The 19,567-nt window shown below is 61.4% G+C and carries 20 protein-coding genes; 14 read left to right on the top strand and 6 right to left on the bottom strand.

Annotated features, from left to right (window positions below; translation table 11 throughout):
* Positions 1–51 precede the first annotated feature (51 nt).
* On the bottom strand, positions 52–213 hold the full coding sequence (locus SKP52_RS26405) for a hypothetical protein (RefSeq protein WP_160292337.1): 162 nt from the start codon (positions 211–213) through the stop codon (positions 52–54).
* Positions 214–512: 299 nt separating this feature from the next.
* Between SKP52_RS26405 and ku the strand changes: the two genes are divergently transcribed.
* Both ku and SKP52_RS00840 read left to right on the top strand, forming a co-directional pair.
* Positions 513–1,409: a non-homologous end joining protein Ku gene (ku, locus tag SKP52_RS00845; protein WP_039570629.1), complete on the top strand. Its 897-nt coding sequence runs from the start codon at positions 513–515 to the stop codon at positions 1,407–1,409.
* A 3-nt stretch (positions 1,410–1,412) separates the two neighbouring features.
* Positions 1,413–1,670, top strand: coding sequence for a hypothetical protein (locus SKP52_RS00840; protein ID WP_039570627.1), 258 nt, complete (start codon positions 1,413–1,415; stop codon positions 1,668–1,670).
* Between the two features lie 4 nt (positions 1,671–1,674).
* Here the strand turns inward: SKP52_RS00840 and SKP52_RS00835 are convergent, their stop codons facing one another.
* A complete protein-coding gene (locus tag SKP52_RS00835) occupies positions 1,675–1,917 on the bottom strand; it encodes a KTSC domain-containing protein (protein ID WP_228383767.1) in 243 nt (80 codons plus the stop codon).
* A gap of 118 nt (positions 1,918–2,035) precedes the next feature.
* Between SKP52_RS00835 and SKP52_RS00830 the strand changes: the two genes are divergently transcribed.
* From SKP52_RS00830 to xth, 3 genes are read left to right on the top strand one after another with little or no spacing between them, the layout of a single operon-like run.
* Complete coding sequence (locus SKP52_RS00830) at positions 2,036–2,980, top strand: GNAT family N-acetyltransferase (protein WP_039579251.1); 945 nt, start codon at positions 2,036–2,038, stop codon at positions 2,978–2,980.
* A 23-nt stretch (positions 2,981–3,003) separates the two neighbouring features.
* Complete coding sequence (ligD, locus tag SKP52_RS00825) at positions 3,004–5,523, top strand: DNA ligase D (protein WP_052207683.1); 2,520 nt, start codon at positions 3,004–3,006, stop codon at positions 5,521–5,523.
* Complete coding sequence (xth, locus tag SKP52_RS00820) at positions 5,520–6,407, top strand: exodeoxyribonuclease III (protein WP_081997137.1); 888 nt, start codon at positions 5,520–5,522, stop codon at positions 6,405–6,407. The genes ligD and xth overlap by 4 nt, the downstream gene beginning before the upstream one ends.
* An 86-nt stretch (positions 6,408–6,493) precedes the next feature.
* Here the strand turns inward: xth and SKP52_RS00815 are convergent, their stop codons facing one another.
* Positions 6,494–7,453 carry a LysR family transcriptional regulator gene (locus tag SKP52_RS00815; RefSeq protein ID WP_160292336.1) on the bottom strand — a complete coding sequence of 320 codons (960 nt, stop codon included), beginning with the start codon at positions 7,451–7,453 and terminating at the stop codon, positions 6,494–6,496.
* A 117-nt stretch (positions 7,454–7,570) separates the two neighbouring features.
* Between SKP52_RS00815 and SKP52_RS00810 the strand changes: the two genes are divergently transcribed.
* The 7 genes from SKP52_RS00810 (at position 7,571) to SKP52_RS24365 (ending at position 16,178) form a co-directional block, all read left to right on the top strand.
* Complete coding sequence (locus tag SKP52_RS00810) at positions 7,571–8,647, top strand: Rieske 2Fe-2S domain-containing protein (protein ID WP_039570625.1); 1,077 nt, start codon at positions 7,571–7,573, stop codon at positions 8,645–8,647.
* A gap of 83 nt (positions 8,648–8,730) precedes the next feature.
* On the top strand, positions 8,731–9,747 hold the full coding sequence (locus tag SKP52_RS00805) for an aldo/keto reductase (protein ID WP_228383766.1): 1,017 nt from the start codon (positions 8,731–8,733) through the stop codon (positions 9,745–9,747).
* Positions 9,748–9,760: 13 nt separating this feature from the next.
* On the top strand, positions 9,761–11,971 hold the full coding sequence (locus tag SKP52_RS00800; RefSeq protein ID WP_039570620.1) for an acyl-CoA dehydrogenase: 2,211 nt from the start codon (positions 9,761–9,763) through the stop codon (positions 11,969–11,971).
* Positions 11,972–11,977: 6 nt separating this feature from the next.
* Positions 11,978–12,805, top strand: a complete 828-nt coding sequence (locus SKP52_RS00795) for an enoyl-CoA hydratase/isomerase family protein (RefSeq protein ID WP_039570618.1) — start codon at positions 11,978–11,980, stop codon at positions 12,803–12,805.
* 118 nt (positions 12,806–12,923) lie between these two features.
* Positions 12,924–13,595 carry a nitroreductase gene (locus tag SKP52_RS00790; RefSeq protein ID WP_187337293.1) on the top strand — a complete coding sequence of 224 codons (672 nt, stop codon included), beginning with the start codon at positions 12,924–12,926 and terminating at the stop codon, positions 13,593–13,595.
* Between the two features lie 33 nt (positions 13,596–13,628).
* Positions 13,629–14,099, top strand: coding sequence for a nuclear transport factor 2 family protein (locus SKP52_RS00785; protein WP_081997135.1), 471 nt, complete (start codon positions 13,629–13,631; stop codon positions 14,097–14,099).
* 264 nt (positions 14,100–14,363) lie between these two features.
* Positions 14,364–16,178 carry a phospholipase D-like domain-containing protein gene (locus tag SKP52_RS24365; RefSeq protein ID WP_052207681.1) on the top strand — a complete coding sequence of 605 codons (1,815 nt, stop codon included), beginning with the start codon at positions 14,364–14,366 and terminating at the stop codon, positions 16,176–16,178.
* A gap of 9 nt (positions 16,179–16,187) precedes the next feature.
* Here the strand turns inward: SKP52_RS24365 and SKP52_RS00775 are convergent, their stop codons facing one another.
* Positions 16,188–17,507, bottom strand: a complete 1,320-nt coding sequence (locus SKP52_RS00775) for a restriction endonuclease (protein WP_039570613.1) — start codon at positions 17,505–17,507, stop codon at positions 16,188–16,190.
* 129 nt (positions 17,508–17,636) lie between these two features.
* Here SKP52_RS00775 and SKP52_RS00770 point away from each other — a divergent pair, with 129 nt between their 5' ends.
* The gene (locus SKP52_RS00770) at positions 17,637–18,173 is read left to right on the top strand and encodes a hypothetical protein (RefSeq protein ID WP_052207680.1); all 537 of its coding nucleotides are present in this window, start codon (positions 17,637–17,639) and stop codon (positions 18,171–18,173) included.
* Between the two features lie 127 nt (positions 18,174–18,300).
* On the opposite strand, the gene SKP52_RS00765 is transcribed toward SKP52_RS00770, so the two are convergent.
* A complete protein-coding gene (locus SKP52_RS00765) occupies positions 18,301–18,549 on the bottom strand; it encodes a transporter (RefSeq protein ID WP_039570609.1) in 249 nt (82 codons plus the stop codon).
* On the bottom strand, positions 18,546–18,782 hold the full coding sequence (locus tag SKP52_RS00760; protein ID WP_148308971.1) for a hypothetical protein: 237 nt from the start codon (positions 18,780–18,782) through the stop codon (positions 18,546–18,548). The genes SKP52_RS00765 and SKP52_RS00760 overlap by 4 nt, the downstream gene beginning before the upstream one ends.
* A 171-nt stretch (positions 18,783–18,953) precedes the next feature.
* On the opposite strand from SKP52_RS00760, the gene SKP52_RS27360 reads away from it, so the two are divergent.
* Positions 18,954–19,544 carry a LysR family transcriptional regulator gene (locus SKP52_RS27360; protein WP_052207679.1) on the top strand — a complete coding sequence of 197 codons (591 nt, stop codon included), beginning with the start codon at positions 18,954–18,956 and terminating at the stop codon, positions 19,542–19,544.
* Positions 19,545–19,567 lie beyond the last annotated feature (23 nt).

Here is a 19,567-nt window from a genome sequence, read left to right as displayed (position 1 = left end):
CCCCGCGCGGCGGACCTTCCCCTGCGCAGCGCTGATCGTTTGTTGCGACTGTCAGAACGCGCTTGTCTTCTCGGTCACAATCCGCGCCAGTTCGCGATAATCGGCCGTGAAGGGATTAGCCCATGCCACCGAAATGACCGGCATGCGAGCGTCGATCACGCTTTGCGCGCTCGTCATCGTCTCGACCCAGTCATAGGCCAACTGCGTTGCCATTAGTGGCCACATCCACAACGTCATTCCGTTTTCGATTGCCGACGCCATGAGGACCTCCAAACTGCCGCACTGCAAGAACGGTCGACAAGGGGAATCGGTTCTTGGATCTCACAAAATGTAGGAAGTCGCGAACTATTATGGTGTTCAGGCATTTTCATCGCGATGACTTTATCGAGCGGGTTCATGCGTTCTTGTTGCGGTGGTGAAGCCATCTTTCGCGCTGGCTGTGAACGGCAAGATAAGGTCATTCCCGGCGACTAGATAGATGATTGAATGCAATCGGTGCGAAGGAGAGATCTATGGCTGCGCGTCCCTACTGGAAAGGCCAGATCCGACTGGCACTCGTCTCTATCCCTGTCGAAATCTATTCGGCGACGAGAAGCGGCGCCACGATCGCATTCAACCAGATTCATGAACCCTCGGGCCAGCGCATCAAATATGAGAAGGTTGTACCGGGCATCGGTCCGGTCGATGTCGATGAGATCGTCAAGGGCTTCGAGTATGCCAAGGGCGAATATGTCCTCCTCGACGATGACGAGATCGAGGGGGTCAAGCTGGAGAGTAAGAAAACGCTCGAGCTGACCCAGTTCGTCGACAGCCACGATATCGACGCCATCTATTTCGAAAAGCCCTATTATGTCGTGCCCGCAGACGATCTTGCCGAGGAAGCCTTCATCGTCCTGCGCGAGGCGCTCCGCCGGACACGCAAGATCGGTCTCGGCCAGCTCGCTATGCGCGGGCGGGAATATGTCGTCAGCATCAAGGCCTGCGGACGCGGGATGGTGATGGAGACGCTGCGCTATGCCGACGAGGTCAACAAGGCGACGAGCTACTTCCGCCAGATCGGCGACGCGGATCCGGACGACGAACTGCTCGACCTTGCGACCACGCTGATCGAAAAGAAGACGGGCAAGTTTGATGCGAGCGAGTTCCACGACCGCTATGCCGACGCGCTCAAGGAGCTGATCGAGCGCAAGAAGAAGGGCAAGACACTCAATATCGAGAGCGACGACAAGGGTGGCGATGCGCGCGGCTCCAATGTCGTCGACCTGATGGCGGCGCTTAAGAATTCGCTTGGGTCGTCGGGTGGAGGATCATCCAAAACAGCGGCGAAGAAAACGACCAAGACCGCCGCGAAGCCGGCCGTCAAGAAGACCGAGACCAAGCCGAAACCGGCTGCGCGCAAGCGGGCCTGATCGATGGCCAACAGATCGGACCCAGGATCGGCGCTGGTCGACGACGATGCCGCATTCGCCGAGGGCGCGATCACGCTGTGGGCTAATCTGCTCACGTTGATCGGAACGCATCTTCGCGAGTCAGGCACACCCCGTCAGGAGGTGCTCGACATGATCACCATGTTGCACGAGACCAACGAAGAGACGATCCGGTCGCCGCGTGCCCGCGCCGTCGCCTCGCGCCATCTGATGTCGGTGTATCGTGCGCTTGGCGAAGCCTGATCTCTCAGGCGTTAGGTCCGAAGCGCCGCCGTTCGGGATCGCGAACGCAGCGGAAGCGATCCTTGATGTGCTCGTTGAAGAAGGTTCCCGCCGACGCCGCGTGACAAAAGGCGTCGAACAGCGCGGCCGGAACCCCGTGATAGAAGTATTTGCCGGTATCGCGAAACGAGATCGACAGCGTGCCGGCGGCGTCGTCATAGCCGATGCGGTCTATCATCGAGGATTGCGGGAAGCGTTGCGCGCGCATAGCCGGAGAAGCGCCTATCATCACAGGTCGTTCCGGTCGTTGCGTCAGCTCGAATCCGCGAGACGCCAAGCCGGCGCTGCCGGATGGGCGCAGGCCCGCATTGCTGGTCGATCATGAGATGACCGGGATCAGCGACGACCAGCTTCGCGAGATGGCCCAGCACCGGGGGCTGAGGCTGGTCAAGTCGCGGCGGCGCAAGCCCGGCACGGGCGATTTCGGCAAATACGGACTGACGGATATGGGCGGGGAAGCTCTGCTCGGCATCGGAGCCGATGGCCTGACCGCGAGCGCCGATGACATTCAGGACTATCTGCGCAGCAGCGAGCAAAACACGTGGAAGCAGTCGGCCGATACGACGCCCGATCGACCTGCTCGTAAGGAGACACCCCGCCCGCCCGAGCCGGAGAAGGAAGACGAGCCCATCCGCCGCCGTGCCAAACGCATATCGCCGGATCGTCCGGCGCGGCGGGAACAAGAAGAATCGGCGCCGGCGCGACCTAAGACTCCCTCGAAAGCCAAACCAAGAACGTCCCTTCGGCTCGTTCCAAAAGCTGCGCCGGAGCCAGAATCGGAGCCCGAACCCGGGCCCGCACCCCAACCGGTGCTGCGGGTTCGCGCGGCCACCACAGAGGATGCCGATGCGCTTGCGGCCCTGCTAAGCCAGCTCGGTGGGTTTTCTCTGGAGAGCGCCGACGTCGCCGCTAATCTAACCAGCGCCCGCAAGGCCAAGGCAGGCATGGTCTTGGCAGACCTGGGCGAGATTGTCGGCTGTTGCGGGTGGGCGGTCGTCGCGACTGTACATCGTGGCGCAGTCGGCCGGTTGACCGCGCTGGTCGTCGACAAGGCGCATCGTCGCCGGGGCGTCGGAACGGCGATGCTGGAAGCCGCCGAAACCGCGCTGACAAAGGCCGGCTGCCGCCAGATCGAGGTGATGAGTGACATCACGACCAACAACAGCCACAATTTCTTCCGCTCTTTGAAGTTCGAGCAGGCGAGCTATCGGTTCGTCCGAACGATCAGCGAACAGGCATCCGGGGAACGAGTCCGCGGCGGCGAGGATTAAGTAGGCGATCGATCGGAACCACCATGGCACGAGGCTCGATAACGAAAAGCAGTCCGGCAGAGGAGCGTCTCGCCAAATATCGCGCCAAGCGCGATTTTGCGCGCACCGCCGAGCCGTCGGGCGCGACCGAGCCCACGAATGGTAACGGGTTCGTCGTCCAGAAGCACGCCGCCTCCCGCCTGCATTATGATTTTCGCCTCGAACTCGACGGCACGCTGGTGAGCTGGGCGGTCACGCGCGGACCGAGCAGCAATCCGGACGACAAGCGTCTCGCGGTCCGCACCGAGGATCATCCGCTCGACTACGCCCGCTTCGAAGGCACGATCCCCAAGGGCGAATATGGCGGCGGCACCGTGATGCTGTGGGACAATGGCACCTGGGAATCGATTCCGGGCAAGGACCCCAGCCAGACGCTGCCCGAAGGCCATCTTCACTTCATTCTTCACGGCCGGCGTATGCAGGGCGAATGGATCCTTTTTCGCCTGAAGCCGCGGGGCAAGGAGAAAGGTGAAAACTGGATCCTGCGCAAGGTCCAGGACGCGTTCGTCGGGGGCTCAGATGATCTTGTCGGCACCCATCTCACCAGCGTCGATACCGGACGCACGATGGAGGAGATTGCCGCGGGCAAGGCGGTGTCCAAGCGCAAAGCAGACTCTAACGCGCCCGCCGCCGCGAGTTCTGCGCCGACCGCGTCCCGAGCGAGGCGAGGTCGCCCGAAAGCAGCGGGCATCTTGCCAGCGTTTCAGCCTGTGCAGCTTGCCGCGCTCGTCGATCACGTGCCGCCGGGTGATCGCTGGCTGCACGAACTTAAATATGACGGATATCGCACATTGATCGCTGTCGGCGGCGGCGAGGGACGCGCCTATACGCGCTCGGGCCTCGACTGGTCCGACCGGTTCGCCGGACTGATCGCCGAGGCGTTGAAGCTGAATGTCAGCAGCGCGCTGATCGACGGCGAGGCCGTCGTCATCCTTCCCGATGGCCGCACCAGCTTCCAGGCCTTGCAGGCAGCGCTCAAGAGCAATCCCGATACCATCGATTATTTCGCGTTCGACCTGCTCGAGCTCGACGGCGAAGATTTGACGCGACTCCCGTTGATCGAGCGGAAGGAGAAATTGGCTGCGCTTATCGGCGACGCCAAGGGACGTATCCGCTACTCCGATCATATCATCGGCAACGGCGAGAAGCTTCTTGCCAGCTTCTGCGGCGCGGGTCTCGAAGGGGTGATCTCGAAGCGTGTTGATGCACGATACAGCGGCTCGCGTGCGGGGACCTGGCTTAAGACGAAGTGCATCCGCCGTCAGGAGTTCGTCATCGTCGGCTGGACGCCGTCGGACAAGCAGCGCGGGTTCCGCTCGCTGCTGCTGGGCGTGAACGAAAACGGCAAGCTGCGCTACGCGGGCAAGGCTGGCACAGGATTCACCGCCGACGAGATCGAGCGGCTGATGGAGATCATGGCGCCGCTCGAACGCAAGGCCCCGACTGTCGACGCGCCGCGTGCCGCCGTTCGCGGCGCCCACTGGATCGAGCCGAAGCTCGTCGCCGAGATCGCCTATATCGAGTTCACCGACGAGGGCGTCCTGCGCCATCCGAGCTATCTTGGCCTGCGCGAGGACAAGAAGCCCGAAGCCGTCGTGATCGAGGCCGAGACACCGGTGGCGGTCGCGACCGCCCCCGCGCGCAGCAGCGTCAAGATCAGCAATCGCGAGCGCGTGATCTTCCCTGAAGGCAAGCTCACCAAGGGACAGCTCGCCGACTATTATGAGGTCGTCGCGCCCATCATGCTGCCTTGGGCGGGCAGCCGGCCGATCAGCCTCGTGCGCTGTCCGCAAGGCCGATCGAAGAAATGCTTCTTCCAGAAGCACGATGCCGGCAGTTTCGGCGACGACGTGAAGCAGGTCGGCATCCGCGAGAAGGACGGCCATGACGAACCCTATCTGTTCGTCGATACACCCGCGGGGCTGCTCACCTGCGTGCAGATGGGGACGATCGAGTTCCATGGCTGGGGGGCGCGGATCGAGGATGTCGAAAAAGCCGATCGGCTCGTCTTCGATCTCGATCCCGACGAGGGGCTGGAGTTCAAGGACGTCGTCTCGGCGGCCTTCCATGTGCAGGATGTGCTGGCGCAGATGGGGCTCACCACCTTCCCGATGGTCACCGGCGGTAAGGGCGTCCATGTCATCGCGCCGCTCACCCCCTCGGCCGAATGGCCGGTGGTGAAGGACTTCGCCCATCGCTTCGCCCTGGCGCTCGCGCAGGCCGAGCCGGAACGCTTCACTGCGGCCCTGGCCAAAGCGAAACGGACGGGCCGGATCTTCATCGATTATCTGCGCAACCAGCGCGGCGCGACGGCGGTGCTGCCGTACAGCGCGCGAACCCGCGAACATGCGCCGATCGCGGTGCCGCTGACTTGGGAGGAACTGCGCGACCTCGACAAACCCTCGCACTGGCATGTCGGTGACGGGGCGGAGATGGTGAAGCGTGCGGCGTCGAAGAATCTGGCGCATTGGGGGCGCGCCGATCAGATCCTCCCCGACCTGTGATCATCGCGACTTACAATGTGAACGGCGTCAATGGCCGCCTGCCGGTATTGCTGCGCTGGCTGACCGAACGCCAGCCCGACATTGTCGTCCTGCAGGAGTTGAAGGCGCCGCAGGAGAAATTTCCGCTGAGCGCGATCCGCGACCTTGGCTACGATGCGATCTGGCACGGCCAGAAAAGCTGGAACGGCGTCGCCATCCTCAGCCGTGTCGGCGAGATCCATGAAACGCGCCGCGGCTTGCCCGGCGATCCCGACGACACGCACAGCCGCTATATCGAGGCGGCGGTCAACGGAATCCTGATTGGCGGCCTCTATCTGCCGAACGGCAATCCCCGCCCCGGGCCCAAGTTCGATTATAAGCTGAGCTGGTTCGAACGGCTAATCGAACACGCCGCTAGTCTGCTGGAAACCGGCTTTCCGGTGATGCTCGCGGGCGACTTCAACGTCATCCCGACAGATCTCGACGTCTATAAACCAGAGCGCTGGCTCGACGACGCGTTGTTCGCGCCCGAGGTACGGGCCGCCTATTTCCGTCTGCTCGATCAGGGCTGGATAGACGCGCTACGAATGATCCACCCAGGGCAGGTGATCTACACCTTCTTCGACTATTTCCGGAACGCCTATGCGCGCAATGCAGGCCTGCGCATCGATCATCTCCTGCTGAGTCCGGCGCTTGCCGATCGCCTCGTCGACGCGCAGGTCGACCGGCACGTTCGCGGCTGGGAAAAGACCAGCGATCACGCACCAGTCTGGGTCGCGCTCGCCGACAAGCCGAAGCGTCGCCGCCGGCCGGAAGCTGCAGCCACCGAAGCAGGAGCACCGCTACGAAGATCGAGAGTTTCGTCCTCCCCGAGCACGACTGGGTTGCCAACAACCCGCGGCTAGAGGTGAATCTCAATGCACTATGGGCTCGTCCTTGAAATACCTTTCCCGGAGGAGAAACTCGCCAAGTGCCCCAGCGCCTGGGCAGTTCAGGTCATCGCGTTTTCGACACTTGCCAAGTCGAGTAACCACGTTGCGGGCCAATCCCCGCTGTCAACTGTTTGGCAAAGGACGCTGTAGAACACCCCGTGAAACTGTTTGTAGGTACTCCGAGCTATTCGCCAATGGGCCTGCACCGAAACATGAGTGAGCTGGAAGACCGTGGGGTCGACGATCCGCGCATATACGAGTTGCCCGCTCTCAATTTCACGCTGTACGCTTAGCGGCGTGACCACCGCAAACGCGGCCCCCGCGATGACGAGAGATTTGCTGATCGTCCGTGACGAGACATCAAACGCGATCTTGATTTTGCATGCCCGGCGGGCCGCCAGCTTTTCCAACATGACGGTGAGGCTTGCCGGAGCCGGCGGCGCCACGAGTGGATAATTCTCAAGCTCCGAAAATGTCACTTCCGAACGGCCGGCGAGGCGTGATCCGGGGCTTCCGACAAGCACCAGGTCCTCGCGGGCAACCTCGGAATGGAAGAGGCGATCGTCAGGCGTCAATCCACTGAGCAGGGCGATATCGATCCGGCCGTGCAGCAATTCGTTCGCCAGCACCGCAGAATCTTCCTCAAGAATGCTCAATCTGAGGTTTGGCATTTCGGCGGCCAAGCGGGTGATAAGGCGCGGTCCGATCGGCCCAGCCAAGCCCGGAGGCAGCCCGATCTTCGCATGCGCTTCGACGCGCGTAGAAAACGATCGTGCGTTGGCAAGCACAGTTTCGATCTGCTCAAGGGGATGGATGAGGCCGGACCGCAGATAATCGCCTTCTTCGGTAAGCTGCATGCCGCGTGCCACGCGCTTGAACAGCTGCACCCCGAGATCGGTTTCCAGCAGCTGCATCTGTCGGCTGAGGGCCGGCTGCGCAATGCCGAGCGCACGCGACGCCGCATTGAGCGAGCCTTCCTCGGCAATCCGCAGGAAATAGGTCAGACGGCGCAGTTCCATCAGCGACCTATAGTGGATCGGCATACCTTGGGCACGAATATTGTAGTGGTGGCATGTACCCATCGCCACCTAACAAGAGAAGCGGGCTCGGAACGGGCCGTTTGATGGGAGGCGAGCATGGCGACGAGCGCCGAGTATCGGCTGGGCGATTACGCTTTTCCGCGAGGTTGGTTCGCCGTCGCGCAAAGCGCCGAAGTCGGTCGCAAACCCAAAAATGTCCGTTACTTCGGTCAGGACATGATCCTTTACCGGGGCACCAGCGGGCGAGTGGTCATGCTCGATGCATATTGCCCGCACATGGGCACCCATATTGGTAGCGGCCCCCATTCAGCGACGACCACGTCAGATACCTTCATGGAGGGCGACAACATCCGTTGTCCCTTTCATGCTTGGAGGTTCGGTGCCGACGGTGTCTGCAACCACATTCCCTATCACGACGGCCCCATCCCGCCCGCTGCAAGGGTAAACAGCTGGACGGTCGAGGAACGGTACGGAATCGTCTTCTGCTGGCACGATCCGGAGGGATTGGCGCCCGATTTCGAAATCGCCGAATTTTACGAATGGGGGCAGCCCGACTGGGCGAGTTGGACCGAACTCGAGCTTCTGTGCGATCTCCAGCACCCAATCGAGATTTTCGATAACATGTCGGATGTCACGCACCTGGATCATCTCCACGGCGGCAGTGTCACTTCGTACGAAAACGAGTACGACGGCCATATTCTCCATCAGCGTCAAAGCGGGAACACGACCGAGCAGGGCGAAGGCATTTACGCATCGACCCTGACCACACTGGCCGGTTACGTCGGACCCGGCATCGCATTCGGTCATTTCGTCGAGATCGATGCCAAGCAGATTATCTGCGTCACTCCGATCGAAGACGGCACATGCCGTCTTTGGCAAGCGGCGATGCTGAAGATTCCGCAGGGCCTGACGGCCGAGCAGGCAGAGATTGCCCGAGGGCGCCTCAGCGCCTCGATGGGCAACGGGCTGATGCGCGACGGCGAGGTTTGGGCCACGAAGCGCCCGGCCATCAATGTCATGCAGATGCCAGGCGATGGGCCGTTCCGACAATCCCGCATCTGGTACAGCCAGTTCTATAATCCGCGCGAAAAGACTGACAGCATCCTCAAGCGAGCCGGCCGACGGCAGGTCGCCAAGGGAATGCCGCCATTTACGCTGGGCGCTGCTCAATAGAGCACGCTTCGCAAGTTCTCAGGGTGATCTGGCCCGAAGGGGGATGTTTGGAATATCGCCAACTAGGCACAACAGGCATTACGGTGAGCGCATTCGGGCTCGGCGTGATGACCTATGGCGGACAAACACCGCAAGACGATGCCATGCGCCAGCTGGATCTGGCATTCGCTTCGGGCATCACCTTGTTCGACACGGCAGAGAATTACCCGACACCGCTCAAAGCTGAGACGCAGGGGCGATCCGAGGAAATTCTAGGCAGTTGGATCGCAACCCGGGGGCTGCGCGGAAAAGTCGTTATCGCCACCAAAGTCGCGGGGCCGAACGGCGCCGGAATGTCTCTGGATTACCTTCGCGGGCCAAACCGGCGGCTCGACCGAACCAACATAGCTATGGCTATTGACGCCAGTCTGAAGCGCCTCGGAACCGATTGCATCGATCTTTATCAGGTCCATTGGCCCGAGCGCGCGATCACCACGCTCGGACGATCGCGTTTCTCGCAGGTTGCCGAAGATCCAGTACAGATCTCGATCGAAGAGACCTTGGATGCGCTTGGCGAATGGGTGCGCGCCGGCAAGGTTCGCGCGGTCGGCGTCTGCAATGAATCTCCGTGGGGCGTGATGCGCTACCTGAAAGCGGCCGACCAAGGAGCCGCCCCCCGTGTCGCATCGATCCAGAACGGCTACAGCCTGCTGGACCGCTCATTCGAGCTGGGACTGGCCGAAGTTTCCATGCGCGAGCAGTTCGGCTTGATCGCTTACTCGCCGCTGGCCGGCGGCACGTTGACCGGAAAATACGGCAGCGACCCTGGCCCCATAGCGGGCAGTCGCTCAAGCGATTCCGCGGCATTCCTGTCCCGGTTTACACCGGAGAGGCAAAAGGCGATCGCCGCTTACACGCAGCTGGCGCGTGATCACGGTATGGAGCCCGCGCATATGGCTCTGGCATTTGCCCGCTCCCAGCCATTCATGACCAGTGTACTGATGGCAGCGAGTTCCGTCTCCCAGCTCGAGAGCAATCTGGGCGCGATCGATCTCGCCGTCCCCAAGGATCTCGCGAAGGCCATTAATGCGGTGCACGACGCCCATCCCAATCCCAGATAACCGGACTGAGACGATGAACTTCGGATTGAACGATGAGCAGGAGTTGCTGCGCGATACCTTTGCTCGCTTCTTCGACGAGCACAGCTCCATGGCGCGGGTGCGGCAAGCCGGGGAAGCCGGCGGCTTCGATCTGGCGTTATGGCAGGGCCTCGCAAACCTTGGCACTTTCGCCATGCGGGTTTCGGAAGCGGCCGGGGGACTAGGCCTCAGCACGCTCGATGCCGCCTTGGTGCTCGAAGAAGCGGGACGGACCCTGGCATCGGGTCCACTTGCCGAGACGATCGTTGCCGCAGCCTTGCTTGGCGAGCTTGGCGAGCCGAGCGCAGAGCCTGTGTTGGGGCAAGTTCTGGGTGGCACTCGCATCGCGACTCTGGCCTTCCATGACATTGCGAAGCGGTCTGTTCAGTGGCTGGCGGGCGGAGCCATCGCAGACCTTGTCATCGCCCGCGACGGTAATGAGGTGGTCCTGCTGTCCCTCACGCCTGAAAACCGCAAAGCAGAGGGCAACCTCGCGTCCAACGGCATCGGCGAGGTCGACCTTTCCCGCGCCGCGCGGGTCGATCTCGCATCGGGTCAGGAAGCTGTCACTCGCTTTGCCGCCGCCATCGAGGAGTGGCGCCTGCTCACCAGCGCAATGTTATCGGGCCTTGCCAGGCAGGCCGTGCATCTGGCGGCTGACTATGCCTGCGAGCGACAGGCGTTCGGCGTTCCGATCGGAACGTTTCAGGCGATATCGCATCCCCTCGCCAATTTCATTACGGAGATCGATGGCGGCAAATATTTCGTCTGGAAAGTGCTCCACGAGGTAGCTCATCGCACGCCGAAAGCCGGAGCCCTCATCCCCCTGGCACTGTGGTGGAACGGCCGGGTCGCGACCATGGCCGTCGTGCAAGGCCTTCGAACATTCGGCGGGTATGGGCTCACCACAGAGTACGATATTCATCTCTACAACCTGCGCGCAAAGGCGCTGCAGCTCATCGCCGGCGATCCCGATCGCTTGCTTGGCGAGGCTGGGGCGCGGCTTTATGCGAACACGGGCTCGGCGCTTCCCGATGTGGGCGAGATTTCCATCGATTTCGATCTGGGGTCCGAAGCGGCAGAGCTGGCTGCAGAGCTTGATGGGTTCTTCCGGGAGACCTTGACGCCGGACCTGAGAGCCCATGCCCATTACTCGTGGGACGGTCATCATCCTGCGGTTCACAAGAAGCTTGCCGAGGCGAACCTCCTGTTCCCAGCATGGCCCAAGGCCAAAGGCGGGCGCGGCGTTTCGCCTTATGCCAGTCACGCCGCCGCCCAGGTTTGGGAAGAACATGGTTGGTCCAGCCATGCCAAAGGGACAACGCAGATGGTCGCTGCGATCATCGAGCGCTTCGGCAGCGAGGATCTGAAGCGAGACGTGCTGGAACCGATCCTTGCAGGAGACGTGATCTGCAGTCTCGGCTATTCGGAACCGGGGTCGGGATCGGACGTCTTTGCCGCACAATGCCGGGCAGTGCCCGAGGGCAACGGTTGGCGTATCGACGGCACCAAGATGTTCACCAGCGGTGCCAATCTGTCCGACTACGTGCTGATGCTGACGCGCACCAACCCGCAGGTGGCGAAGCATAAGGGCCTGACGATGTTCATCCTGCCGCTCAAGAGCGACGGGGTGAGCGTGCAACCGGTCTTCACTTTCCAGGACGAGCGCACGAACGTCACCTTCTACGACGGCGTTTTCGTGCCCGACAGCTACCGGCTTGGGGAAATCGACGGCGGGGTTAAAACCATGAGCGCCGGTCTTGAGCTTGAGCATGGCGGAGGCTTCTTCAAGTCGCAGTTCGCACTCCTGCGCGCGGCAGAGGCTTTATGCCGGGAATTGCAGGGCGCAGAAGGTGGCCCGCTGATTCAGGAGCCTTCGGCACAGCGCCGCCTTGCGCGGGCGACGGCACACTGCCTGATTTCAGAGATGCTGGGCCTGCGCTCGCTGTGGGCAACCGAGGAAAAGCAGCCCATTCCAGGTGCGGGGCCGATGGCGAAAATGTTCTCTTCCGAGAAGTTCCTGGAGGACGCTAACGACCTGCTCGAGCTGACGGCGCCCGCGTCGCTATCCAAACGGGACGGACCGGCCGGCTTCATCAACCTCAGCTATCGGCATGCCCACGGCACGACCATCTACGGCGGCACAAGCGAAGTTCATCGCAGCATGATCGCCGAGCGCGCGCTTGGCCTTCCCCGAAGCCGCTGATGGGAGATGACCATGGCTGAAGCACCTCACATGCTTGTCGAGATCCAGGGACCGATCGTCATCTGCACGCTCAATCGGCCCGAGAAGCTCAATGCGATGACCCAGGGGATGATGGGCATCTTCCGGGAGGCCCTCACGCTCCTGCGGGACAGCGATGAATTGAAGGTCATGCTGATCCGGGCGACCGGACGTTATTTCTGCGCAGGGGCCGATCTCAAGGGCGGGAAGAAGCCGGCCTCGATGACGGCTCGCGGAATCCGGGAAAATCATCGGCTCGGCGTCTATGGCGTTCGCGCGATCTACGATGAGATGGAGCACATCGAAAAGCCGATCGTCATCGGCCATCATGCCAAGTGCGTCGGCGGCGGACTGGAGCTCTCGCTGGCATGCGATTTTCGTTTCGCGGCTGAGAGCGCGTCCTATGCTTTCCCCGAAGGCCTCTTCGGCGTTCTTCCCGCATCCAACGGTGTAAGCCGCTTGACGCGTCTGTGCGGACCGCACTGGGCACGCTGGCTGATCATGGCCAACAAATCGGCATCCGCGGATCTCGCACTCACGATGGGCCTCGTCCACCAGGTCTTTCCCGATGAGTCGTTCGAGCAGGACCTGATGGAATTCTGCCGGCACCTCGCAAGGCAAAACGGCGAGCAGATGGGCGCCGCCAAAGTGGCCATCGAACTTGCTGCCGAGCTGGGTCGCGATTCAGCGGCGCATGTCGAGCGGATGGCGAACAGCGCTCTGATGCTGAACCCCGATTATCTCGAACGCCTTGAAACCTACCTCGCCGGGGTCGGCTCGAAGGATAAGTTGGCCGATGCGGGCGAACCGGCATGAAGCCGCCCCGGATCACGACCTCTCATTTGGCCGCGCCGCGCGGCATCAAGGATTAGCGATGGAACAGGAAATTGGGCCAGATCGACCGGTCTTAACGAGCGTCGACGCAGCGGCGTCTATGGCAAGCCTGACCGTGACCAGTGCGGTCATGAGCCGGCGCGCTACCCGCGCGTTCACGGATCAGCCGGTCGCGCTCGATGTGTTGAAAGGCGTGCTGGACAAGGCCCGCTTTGCGCCGTCGGGATGCAACTTCCAGCCATGGGAAGCGACCGTCCTCACCGGCGCGGCGCTTGGCGACCTGCAATCGAAGATGCGGCAATTGCCGCCGCAGGATCCTGTGGAATACGTGATCCAGCCCGCCGACATCGGCGCCGACTATCTCGCGCGCCTGGCCGAAAACGGTGATCGACAGTACACCGCCGAAGGTATTGCCCGGGACGATGCAGCAGGCCGCCAGGCTTCGGTAATGCGCAATTACTGCGGGTTTGGCGCCCCGGTTCTGCTGCTGTGTTATTTCCCTCGCGTCATGGGACCGCCACAGTGGTCGGACATCGGCATGTGGCTCCAAACCGTGATGCTGCTTTTGCGAGAGGAAGGGCTGGATAGCTGTCCCCAAGAGTTCCTGTCGCTCTACGCCCGGGTCATCAAGGACCACATCGGCGTCAGCGATGAAACCCACATCTTCTTCTGCGGGCTCGCCATAGGCCATGCCGACCGAACAGCACCGGTCAACAACTTCGAACGGCCTCGCGTCCCCTTGGACCAGCAAGTTCGCTTTGTGGGTTTTTGAAACGGCCGATTACCTTCACGGGAGGAATGAGAAATGGAATTTGATGTCGCATGCTGGCGGGGACCGGCCCTGCCCCTAACCCCTGAGGAGCTTGCCGATCATTACGCGGCTGGACAGCTCTGCAAGATCTACGCGCTGGGAATGGACCTGCGCGACTATGACCTGGCGCGCAGCGCGTTCGCCGACGAGGCGAAGATTCAGGGGAAGGCCGGGCTTGAACCGGTCGATGAAAGCCTGCCAGCGACGTATGCGGTTGCCTCCAGCTTCAAGGCTACGCAGCACCTCATAGCGAACCAGTACGTCGCGCTAAACGGCGACCAGGCGACCGTCTGGAGCTATGGTGTTGCGCACCACAAGGTCGCAAAGGGTGACGAACGAGACGAAATCATCGCCGGCGTCCAGTACCGCGACATCTGCCGCCGTTATCCCACAGGCTGGCTCATCGTCGAGCGCAGCATCGCTAATCAATGGGTCGACATGCAGCCCCGCGCCTCGAAGATCTGACGTCCTGAGGCTCATTGGTGCGGCCTCAACACTACGGGTCTGTCGATGGATGCCGATCCGCTTGGCTGTGATGTTCGGAGCGGCGTTGTTTCGTCCCTTGCCCTGCCCGTCCAGCGCCTCGCGCATCAACTCCGACATCGGGTGATCCTCAACCTTAGGCACCATACGAGTATGAGCGTGGTACATGCCGTTCCGTTGCCTGTTCCCGCAGCCCTGCAAATAAGGTAAATAGTCCTTCGCTAGGTCCAGGCGGGGGGACAAATAATGCGATTCAAGTCGAAGAAAGTGGGAGGCTATCAAGTCTTCGCTGTTAGCGGAACTAATACGGTTTCTTTTGGGATCGCGTTCGACCGCAGCAAGATCGATGGATTGCTTGGCTTTGCGATCGAGCGGGAAGACCCTCAGGAGGAGGAACGGTACTTCGTCTATGGGTTCAAGGTGTTCGAGAGCATTTATCCCGCGCCGAATCCCGAGCTTGTCGTGTCGACCTTCGACCAGCCGATCCAGTCCTTCGTCTGGGACGATTTCACGGCTAAGCCGAACCGGACCTACCGCTATTATTTCCATCCGGTCATGGGGACGCCCAAAAATCTCGACCGCTCGGGTAAACCCATCCCGATCGAGCTGAAAACGGAGCCGCTGTTCAGTCAGGGCGCCCATGACATCTTCTTCAATCGCGGTGTCGCGAGCAGTCAGGCCTATGCTCGCAAATTTCGTAACAAAACGCCAGACAAGCTTGCCGAGCCTGAAAAGAGCGCTGCCCTGGAGTGGCTGAGTCGGTCACTCGACGAGGCCCTTCTCGCATTCATCGACAATGCGCAGGCCGGCGACACATTGCTCGGTGCCTTTTACGAGTTCCGCTACGCGCCAGCAGCCGATCGCCTGAAGGCTGCCGTCGATCGCGGCGTGAAGGTGAGGCTCGTGCTTGACGCGAAGAAGAATGGCTACACCGACAAGAAGGGCAAGGTTCATTTGGACTTCCCGCGTGAGGACAATGTCGATGCAGTAAAGAAGGCAGGGCTGCCCAACAGTGCGATCGCCTGCTGGCGAGAGAAGAATCCCGGCGCGATCGCTCACAACAAGTTCATGGTGCTCCTTAAGGGCGGATCGCTGGAAGCGACGGAGGTTTGGACGGGGTCCACTAACCTTTCAACGGGGGGAATACATGGCCAGACGAATGTCGGCCATTGGGTGCGCGATCCCGGCGTTGCGGCTCATTTCAAAGCATATTGGGATTTGCTCGCGACCGACCCTGGCAAGACTGGTCTCGAGGATGCAGCGACCGCGCGAAAGGTGATGGCGGCGTGCCGCAAGCTGGTGGGCGATCTGCTGGAGACGCCGGCGGAATGGGGAGCGATCCCCGAAGGCACGACGCCAGTGTTCAGTCCACGCGCGGGCGGCGAAGTCCTCGACATGTATGCGACGCTGCTGGACGAGGCCTCCTCGCTCGGCTGCATCACGCTCGCGTTCGGAATCGGCGCCGTCTTCAAGGACAAGCTCGCTCTCAACAACCGGGCCGGAGCACTGACCTTTCTGATGCTGGAGAAGAAGGACGAGCCCCGAAAGGGTTCGACCAAGCCTTTTGTAACACTGGGGGCAAAGCACAATGTCTATTCGGCCTGGGGGTCATATATCGATGATCCGCTCTATCGGTGGACGAAGGAAACAAACGCGAGGGCGTTGGGCCTCAATGTGCATGTGAGCTACATCCACTCGAAGTTCCTTCTCCACGACCCGCTTGGCGCTGATCCGATAGTGGTGACCGGCTCGGCCAATTTCTCGACAGCGTCAACCAACGAAAATGATGAGAATATGCTGCTGATCCGGGGGGAGACGCGTGTTTCGGACATCTATTTCACCGAGTTCAATCGGCTTTTCTTCCATTACTATTTTCGCTCGGTCCATGAAGCCACCAGAGATCGCGCGAGTAGCGGCAGCGCAGTGAACGCCGCTGCCGATGAGAAAGCGAGCCTGTTCCTTGACGAGACCGATGTCTGGCTCGACAAGTATAAGGACGGCAGTCTGCGGATGAAGCGGGTGGCCATGTTCACCAGTATGGCCGGAGCGCAGCCAGGCTGATCGGAAAGGTCAGTTGCGGTCAGCCCTTCGTGCGGCATCTCTCAGGGCGTCCTCCTGCGCCTTCTCGGCGGCCCGCTCGCGCGCCTGAGCTAGTCTCGCCTCAGACACGCGTTCGACTATAGCAAGAAACTCGCGGACATTGGCAGCCTTAAGGTCGAGGTCGAAGAGCGGACAGCTGTGGTTACGGTCAAGCTCGAAGCCGACCTTGCACGGCCCGTCACGTCGCTCGATCCGAAAATGCCTGGTCTCGTCGGGTACCTCCGATGCACCCGAAGGATCGAGGCGGCGCCAATAGGTTTCGATGAGGTCACCTGCGTTGACTAGCGTCGTCGGTTCGGAGGTCATGATGCGATCGCAATCTGCCGCACAGACGTCCTGCATCTCGCCGGCAACACGATCGATGACGGGCACCAGAATCACATCGATCACTGAGTCCGGAAACAATTCACCTTTCAGGGCCAGACAATCGTCGAACAACAGCCGGCAGAGATCGTCGGCGCTGGTGACCTGAAGCGCAGCGACGATAAGATGTGCGAGTGCTGCCAGGACCGGTTCGCGATCGACCCCTATGCGGCTCACGCGCACCATGAGATATGGGAGGTTCACGAAGGCGATGTGAACGGTCTGGATTAGCTTCTTGGGCGTTGCCTGGGCTGCCCATGGGCGATCGTTAATACTGCCATGTGCGAACTCGTTGGCGATAAGCGCGAAGCGGTCGAGCGGGTCGATTTCGATGGCGTTGCGTTCACTCCAGAAGGTGCGCAATGCTTTGACGGGCATATATTCGAGCCGTTCCCAGAAGCGCTGCCGGATCACCTTGAGGAGGCCAGACGGGCTCAGGGCCTCGGAGAAGAGTCGCAGGACGACGTTGGGATGCTGGGTGAGGAGACGTTCCAGCGTCCCCTGATCCCAGAGCTTGACGCGAGGGTGGGGATGGTTCGCCTGCCATTGCTTGACCCAGTCGCGGGTCGGGTTGGAGAAGTTGCTGTTCGTGACGATGACGAGATGGGCGAGATTCGCGAGTTGCATGCTGTTGTTGACGGCGCTCTTCACCTCGTCAGGCTCGACGGTGCCTTTGCGCCCCTTGCATTCGATCCACCAGAGCTGTGGTTCCATCTCGCCATCGGGACCGGGGATGTAGAAGGTCGCCTCCAGATCCCGCCCGCCATCTGCAGCCCCACCCCCTGTTCCGCCGATGCGCCATTCAAGGTCCCGGGCGCCCATGGCGTCGAGCAGCCAATAGACGCACTCTTCGAGATCCCGTCCCTTGATATCCGCAAAAGGGATGCTGGCGGGGAGTATCCAATCGGTGTCCTTGTCCATCAGCATAGTCTAGGACAAGATTGGCTTTTCCGTCCATGCGATGTTGTAGATCGCACGGGTCATCACGCAAGAAAAGAACTGGATTTCATGCCGGGAGCGACAAGACATACAGCCATCATTGGCGACGCGGTCGGAATGTGGTCGAAGCTGGCGTGGGACGTCGACGTCTTTCGCGATATTCAGGTCTGCTATCCCGACGAGGACCAGCCGCTGGCCTATGCGGCGATTAACGTGTGCATCGCAGCTGCGAGCTTGCGGGACTGGGTCAAAGCGGCGCTGGAGGCTGAAGCCAAAAAAGCCGGCAAAATATGGCGCGACGAAGCCTTCTATCGATCCGTCGATGCCGCTATTCCGGAGTTGCTGTCCTGCGTCGCGATCGCCAACACGGCAAAGCATGCAAATTTTCGCGAGCGAGGCTGGATCGATGGCGAAGTGGTGATGGCGTATGAAGAGGGCGATGAAGATGTGCCACCCGGCTATGTCCTCTATCATATGGTGGCCGGCAGACAGAGCCTGGGTTTCGCGGTGAGCCGCTTCGATGCACTTTGCCGGAATTGGTGGGCGTTTCTGGAGGCCAACGGACTTGACGATGGGCAGGCTAAGATGCCGAGGTGGCGCACCAACAAGCTCAACAGGATATTCGGCCATCACCGAATGACGCCCCCGTCCTGAGAAATAGATCTTCAGGGGTGCTGCGACATGGCTTCGCAAGGGCCGGGGTTCGGCACCCACGGAAGTTGGTCGCCGCGCCAGACCGCCGTAGAGCCGCCATGCCGACGAAGCTGGTGCAGCCTGCTTCCTAGTCCCTGCCGATGCCGACCGCGTACACGCAGATCAGAGCCCTATCGCGGCCTTTATCAAGACACTGGTCCCCTGGCTGTGGTTGCGCGCGCCGAACGCGCAGGATCTTCAGATCGATTCCCGCCTTGCGCATATCGGCGTGGAGTGCAGGCCCGATTGCAAAGACCGTGGTGCGCGCGCCATCGGCGCCCACGATCGCGCCATATTGCCTGTCGTCGGTGATTTGCGTGAGGACATAGCCGTTCACGCGGGTGCGGACCTCGGGGGCGAGCGCATAGCTCGCCGTTCCGCGTCATCGGCAGTGATCGTGGAGCCGATCGCACGAATCTGGTCACCTTCCACCAGAATGTCGCCTCGCACCATGTTGCCGATGCCTCGATCCATGCTGATGATCGTACCGCCACGCAGAAGCAGACGGCCTGTGGGCGCGATGGGCGCGAGCTGGCTGATCGCGCGCGGGAGGGGCGACGTGTCGGTCATATCTGTCCTCGAAAAGGGCTGTGTTTTGGTCGAGGCGGATATCGCGCGTCGGCACGCCGCCCGGAATGCGCGCATTCCGACAGGAGCTATGAAGCGTGGAATATATAATCTGAGGCCAGTCGGCTCTTGATGCCGCCTGTGAACATGCCATGTTGCAGCGGTGCGGACCCGATGGCCGGTCTGCCCCCGGTCAGGAGCGGCAAGACGATGCGAGGCGCCAAGTTCGCCGAATTGAAGGCGTTCGCCACCGTTGCGGAGCGGCTCAATTTCGCGCGCGCGGCCGAGCAGCTCGCGGTTTCGCCATCGGCGCTCAGCCAGACGATCAAGGGGCTAGAAGATCGGTTGGGCGTGCGCCTCCTCCATCGCACGACCCCTACTATGGCGTTGACCGATGCAGGCAGCCGACTGCCAGACCGGATTGCACCTTTATTCGACGGGTTCGAGGAGATCAACGAGTTCAGAGGCAAGCCCGCCGGCACGATCCGCATCTGCGCGCCGCAGATGGCGACCCTCCATCTTCAGCGCGGACCGCCTGCGCCTCTCCTGCTCGACTGGTCGCGGCCCGCCGCGGCCTTCTATCTCTATCATCCCAGCCGGGTTCAGATGCCTGCTGCCCTGCGCGCCTTCATCGACGCGCTGACGATCGGCATTCCTGTCGCAGTTGCGTCGATCGAGAGGGACGACGAGACGGGCGCTCCGATTGAGGTCTCGTCCCGGCCGGCGCGCCGCGGAAATACACTGTACTTTTCCTGTCTTGCATAGTTTTGTGCAGTTTGCGTCTCACC

This window comes from Sphingopyxis fribergensis (assembly GCF_000803645.1).
GTDB classification, from domain to species: domain Bacteria; phylum Pseudomonadota; class Alphaproteobacteria; order Sphingomonadales; family Sphingomonadaceae; genus Sphingopyxis; species Sphingopyxis fribergensis.
Note: the sequence above shows the minus strand (reverse complement) of the source record. Positions and strands in the feature narration are given on the sequence as shown.

Excerpts from the sequence above, each read along its gene's own strand:
- SKP52_RS00800 (WP_039570620.1), top strand. The coding sequence starts at position 9,761 with ATGAACTTCGGATTGAACGATGAGCAGGAGTTGCTGCGCGATACCTTT.
- SKP52_RS00840 (WP_039570627.1), top strand. The coding sequence starts at position 1,413 with ATGGCCAACAGATCGGACCCAGGATCGGCGCTGGTCGACGACGATGCC.
- SKP52_RS00775 (WP_039570613.1), bottom strand. The coding sequence starts at position 17,507 with ATGCTGATGGACAAGGACACCGATTGGATACTCCCCGCCAGCATCCCT.
- SKP52_RS00815 (WP_160292336.1), bottom strand. The coding sequence starts at position 7,453 with ATGGAACTGCGCCGTCTGACCTATTTCCTGCGGATTGCCGAGGAAGGC.
- SKP52_RS00835 (WP_228383767.1), bottom strand. The coding sequence starts at position 1,917 with ATGCGCGCGCAACGCTTCCCGCAATCCTCGATGATAGACCGCATCGGC.
- SKP52_RS26405 (WP_160292337.1), bottom strand. The coding sequence starts at position 213 with ATGGCAACGCAGTTGGCCTATGACTGGGTCGAGACGATGACGAGCGCG.
- ligD (WP_052207683.1), top strand. The coding sequence starts at position 3,004 with ATGGCACGAGGCTCGATAACGAAAAGCAGTCCGGCAGAGGAGCGTCTC.
- SKP52_RS00785 (WP_081997135.1), top strand. The coding sequence starts at position 13,629 with ATGGAATTTGATGTCGCATGCTGGCGGGGACCGGCCCTGCCCCTAACC.
- SKP52_RS00795 (WP_039570618.1), top strand. The coding sequence starts at position 11,978 with ATGACCATGGCTGAAGCACCTCACATGCTTGTCGAGATCCAGGGACCG.
- SKP52_RS00830 (WP_039579251.1), top strand. The coding sequence starts at position 2,036 with ATGACCGGGATCAGCGACGACCAGCTTCGCGAGATGGCCCAGCACCGG.
- SKP52_RS24365 (WP_052207681.1), top strand. The coding sequence starts at position 14,364 with ATGCGATTCAAGTCGAAGAAAGTGGGAGGCTATCAAGTCTTCGCTGTT.
- SKP52_RS00760 (WP_148308971.1), bottom strand. The coding sequence starts at position 18,782 with ATGACCGACACGTCGCCCCTCCCGCGCGCGATCAGCCAGCTCGCGCCC.
- SKP52_RS27360 (WP_052207679.1), top strand. The coding sequence starts at position 18,954 with ATGGCCGGTCTGCCCCCGGTCAGGAGCGGCAAGACGATGCGAGGCGCC.
- SKP52_RS00790 (WP_187337293.1), top strand. The coding sequence starts at position 12,924 with ATGGCAAGCCTGACCGTGACCAGTGCGGTCATGAGCCGGCGCGCTACC.
- ku (WP_039570629.1), top strand. The coding sequence starts at position 513 with ATGGCTGCGCGTCCCTACTGGAAAGGCCAGATCCGACTGGCACTCGTC.
- SKP52_RS00810 (WP_039570625.1), top strand. The coding sequence starts at position 7,571 with ATGGCGACGAGCGCCGAGTATCGGCTGGGCGATTACGCTTTTCCGCGA.
- SKP52_RS00770 (WP_052207680.1), top strand. The coding sequence starts at position 17,637 with ATGTGGTCGAAGCTGGCGTGGGACGTCGACGTCTTTCGCGATATTCAG.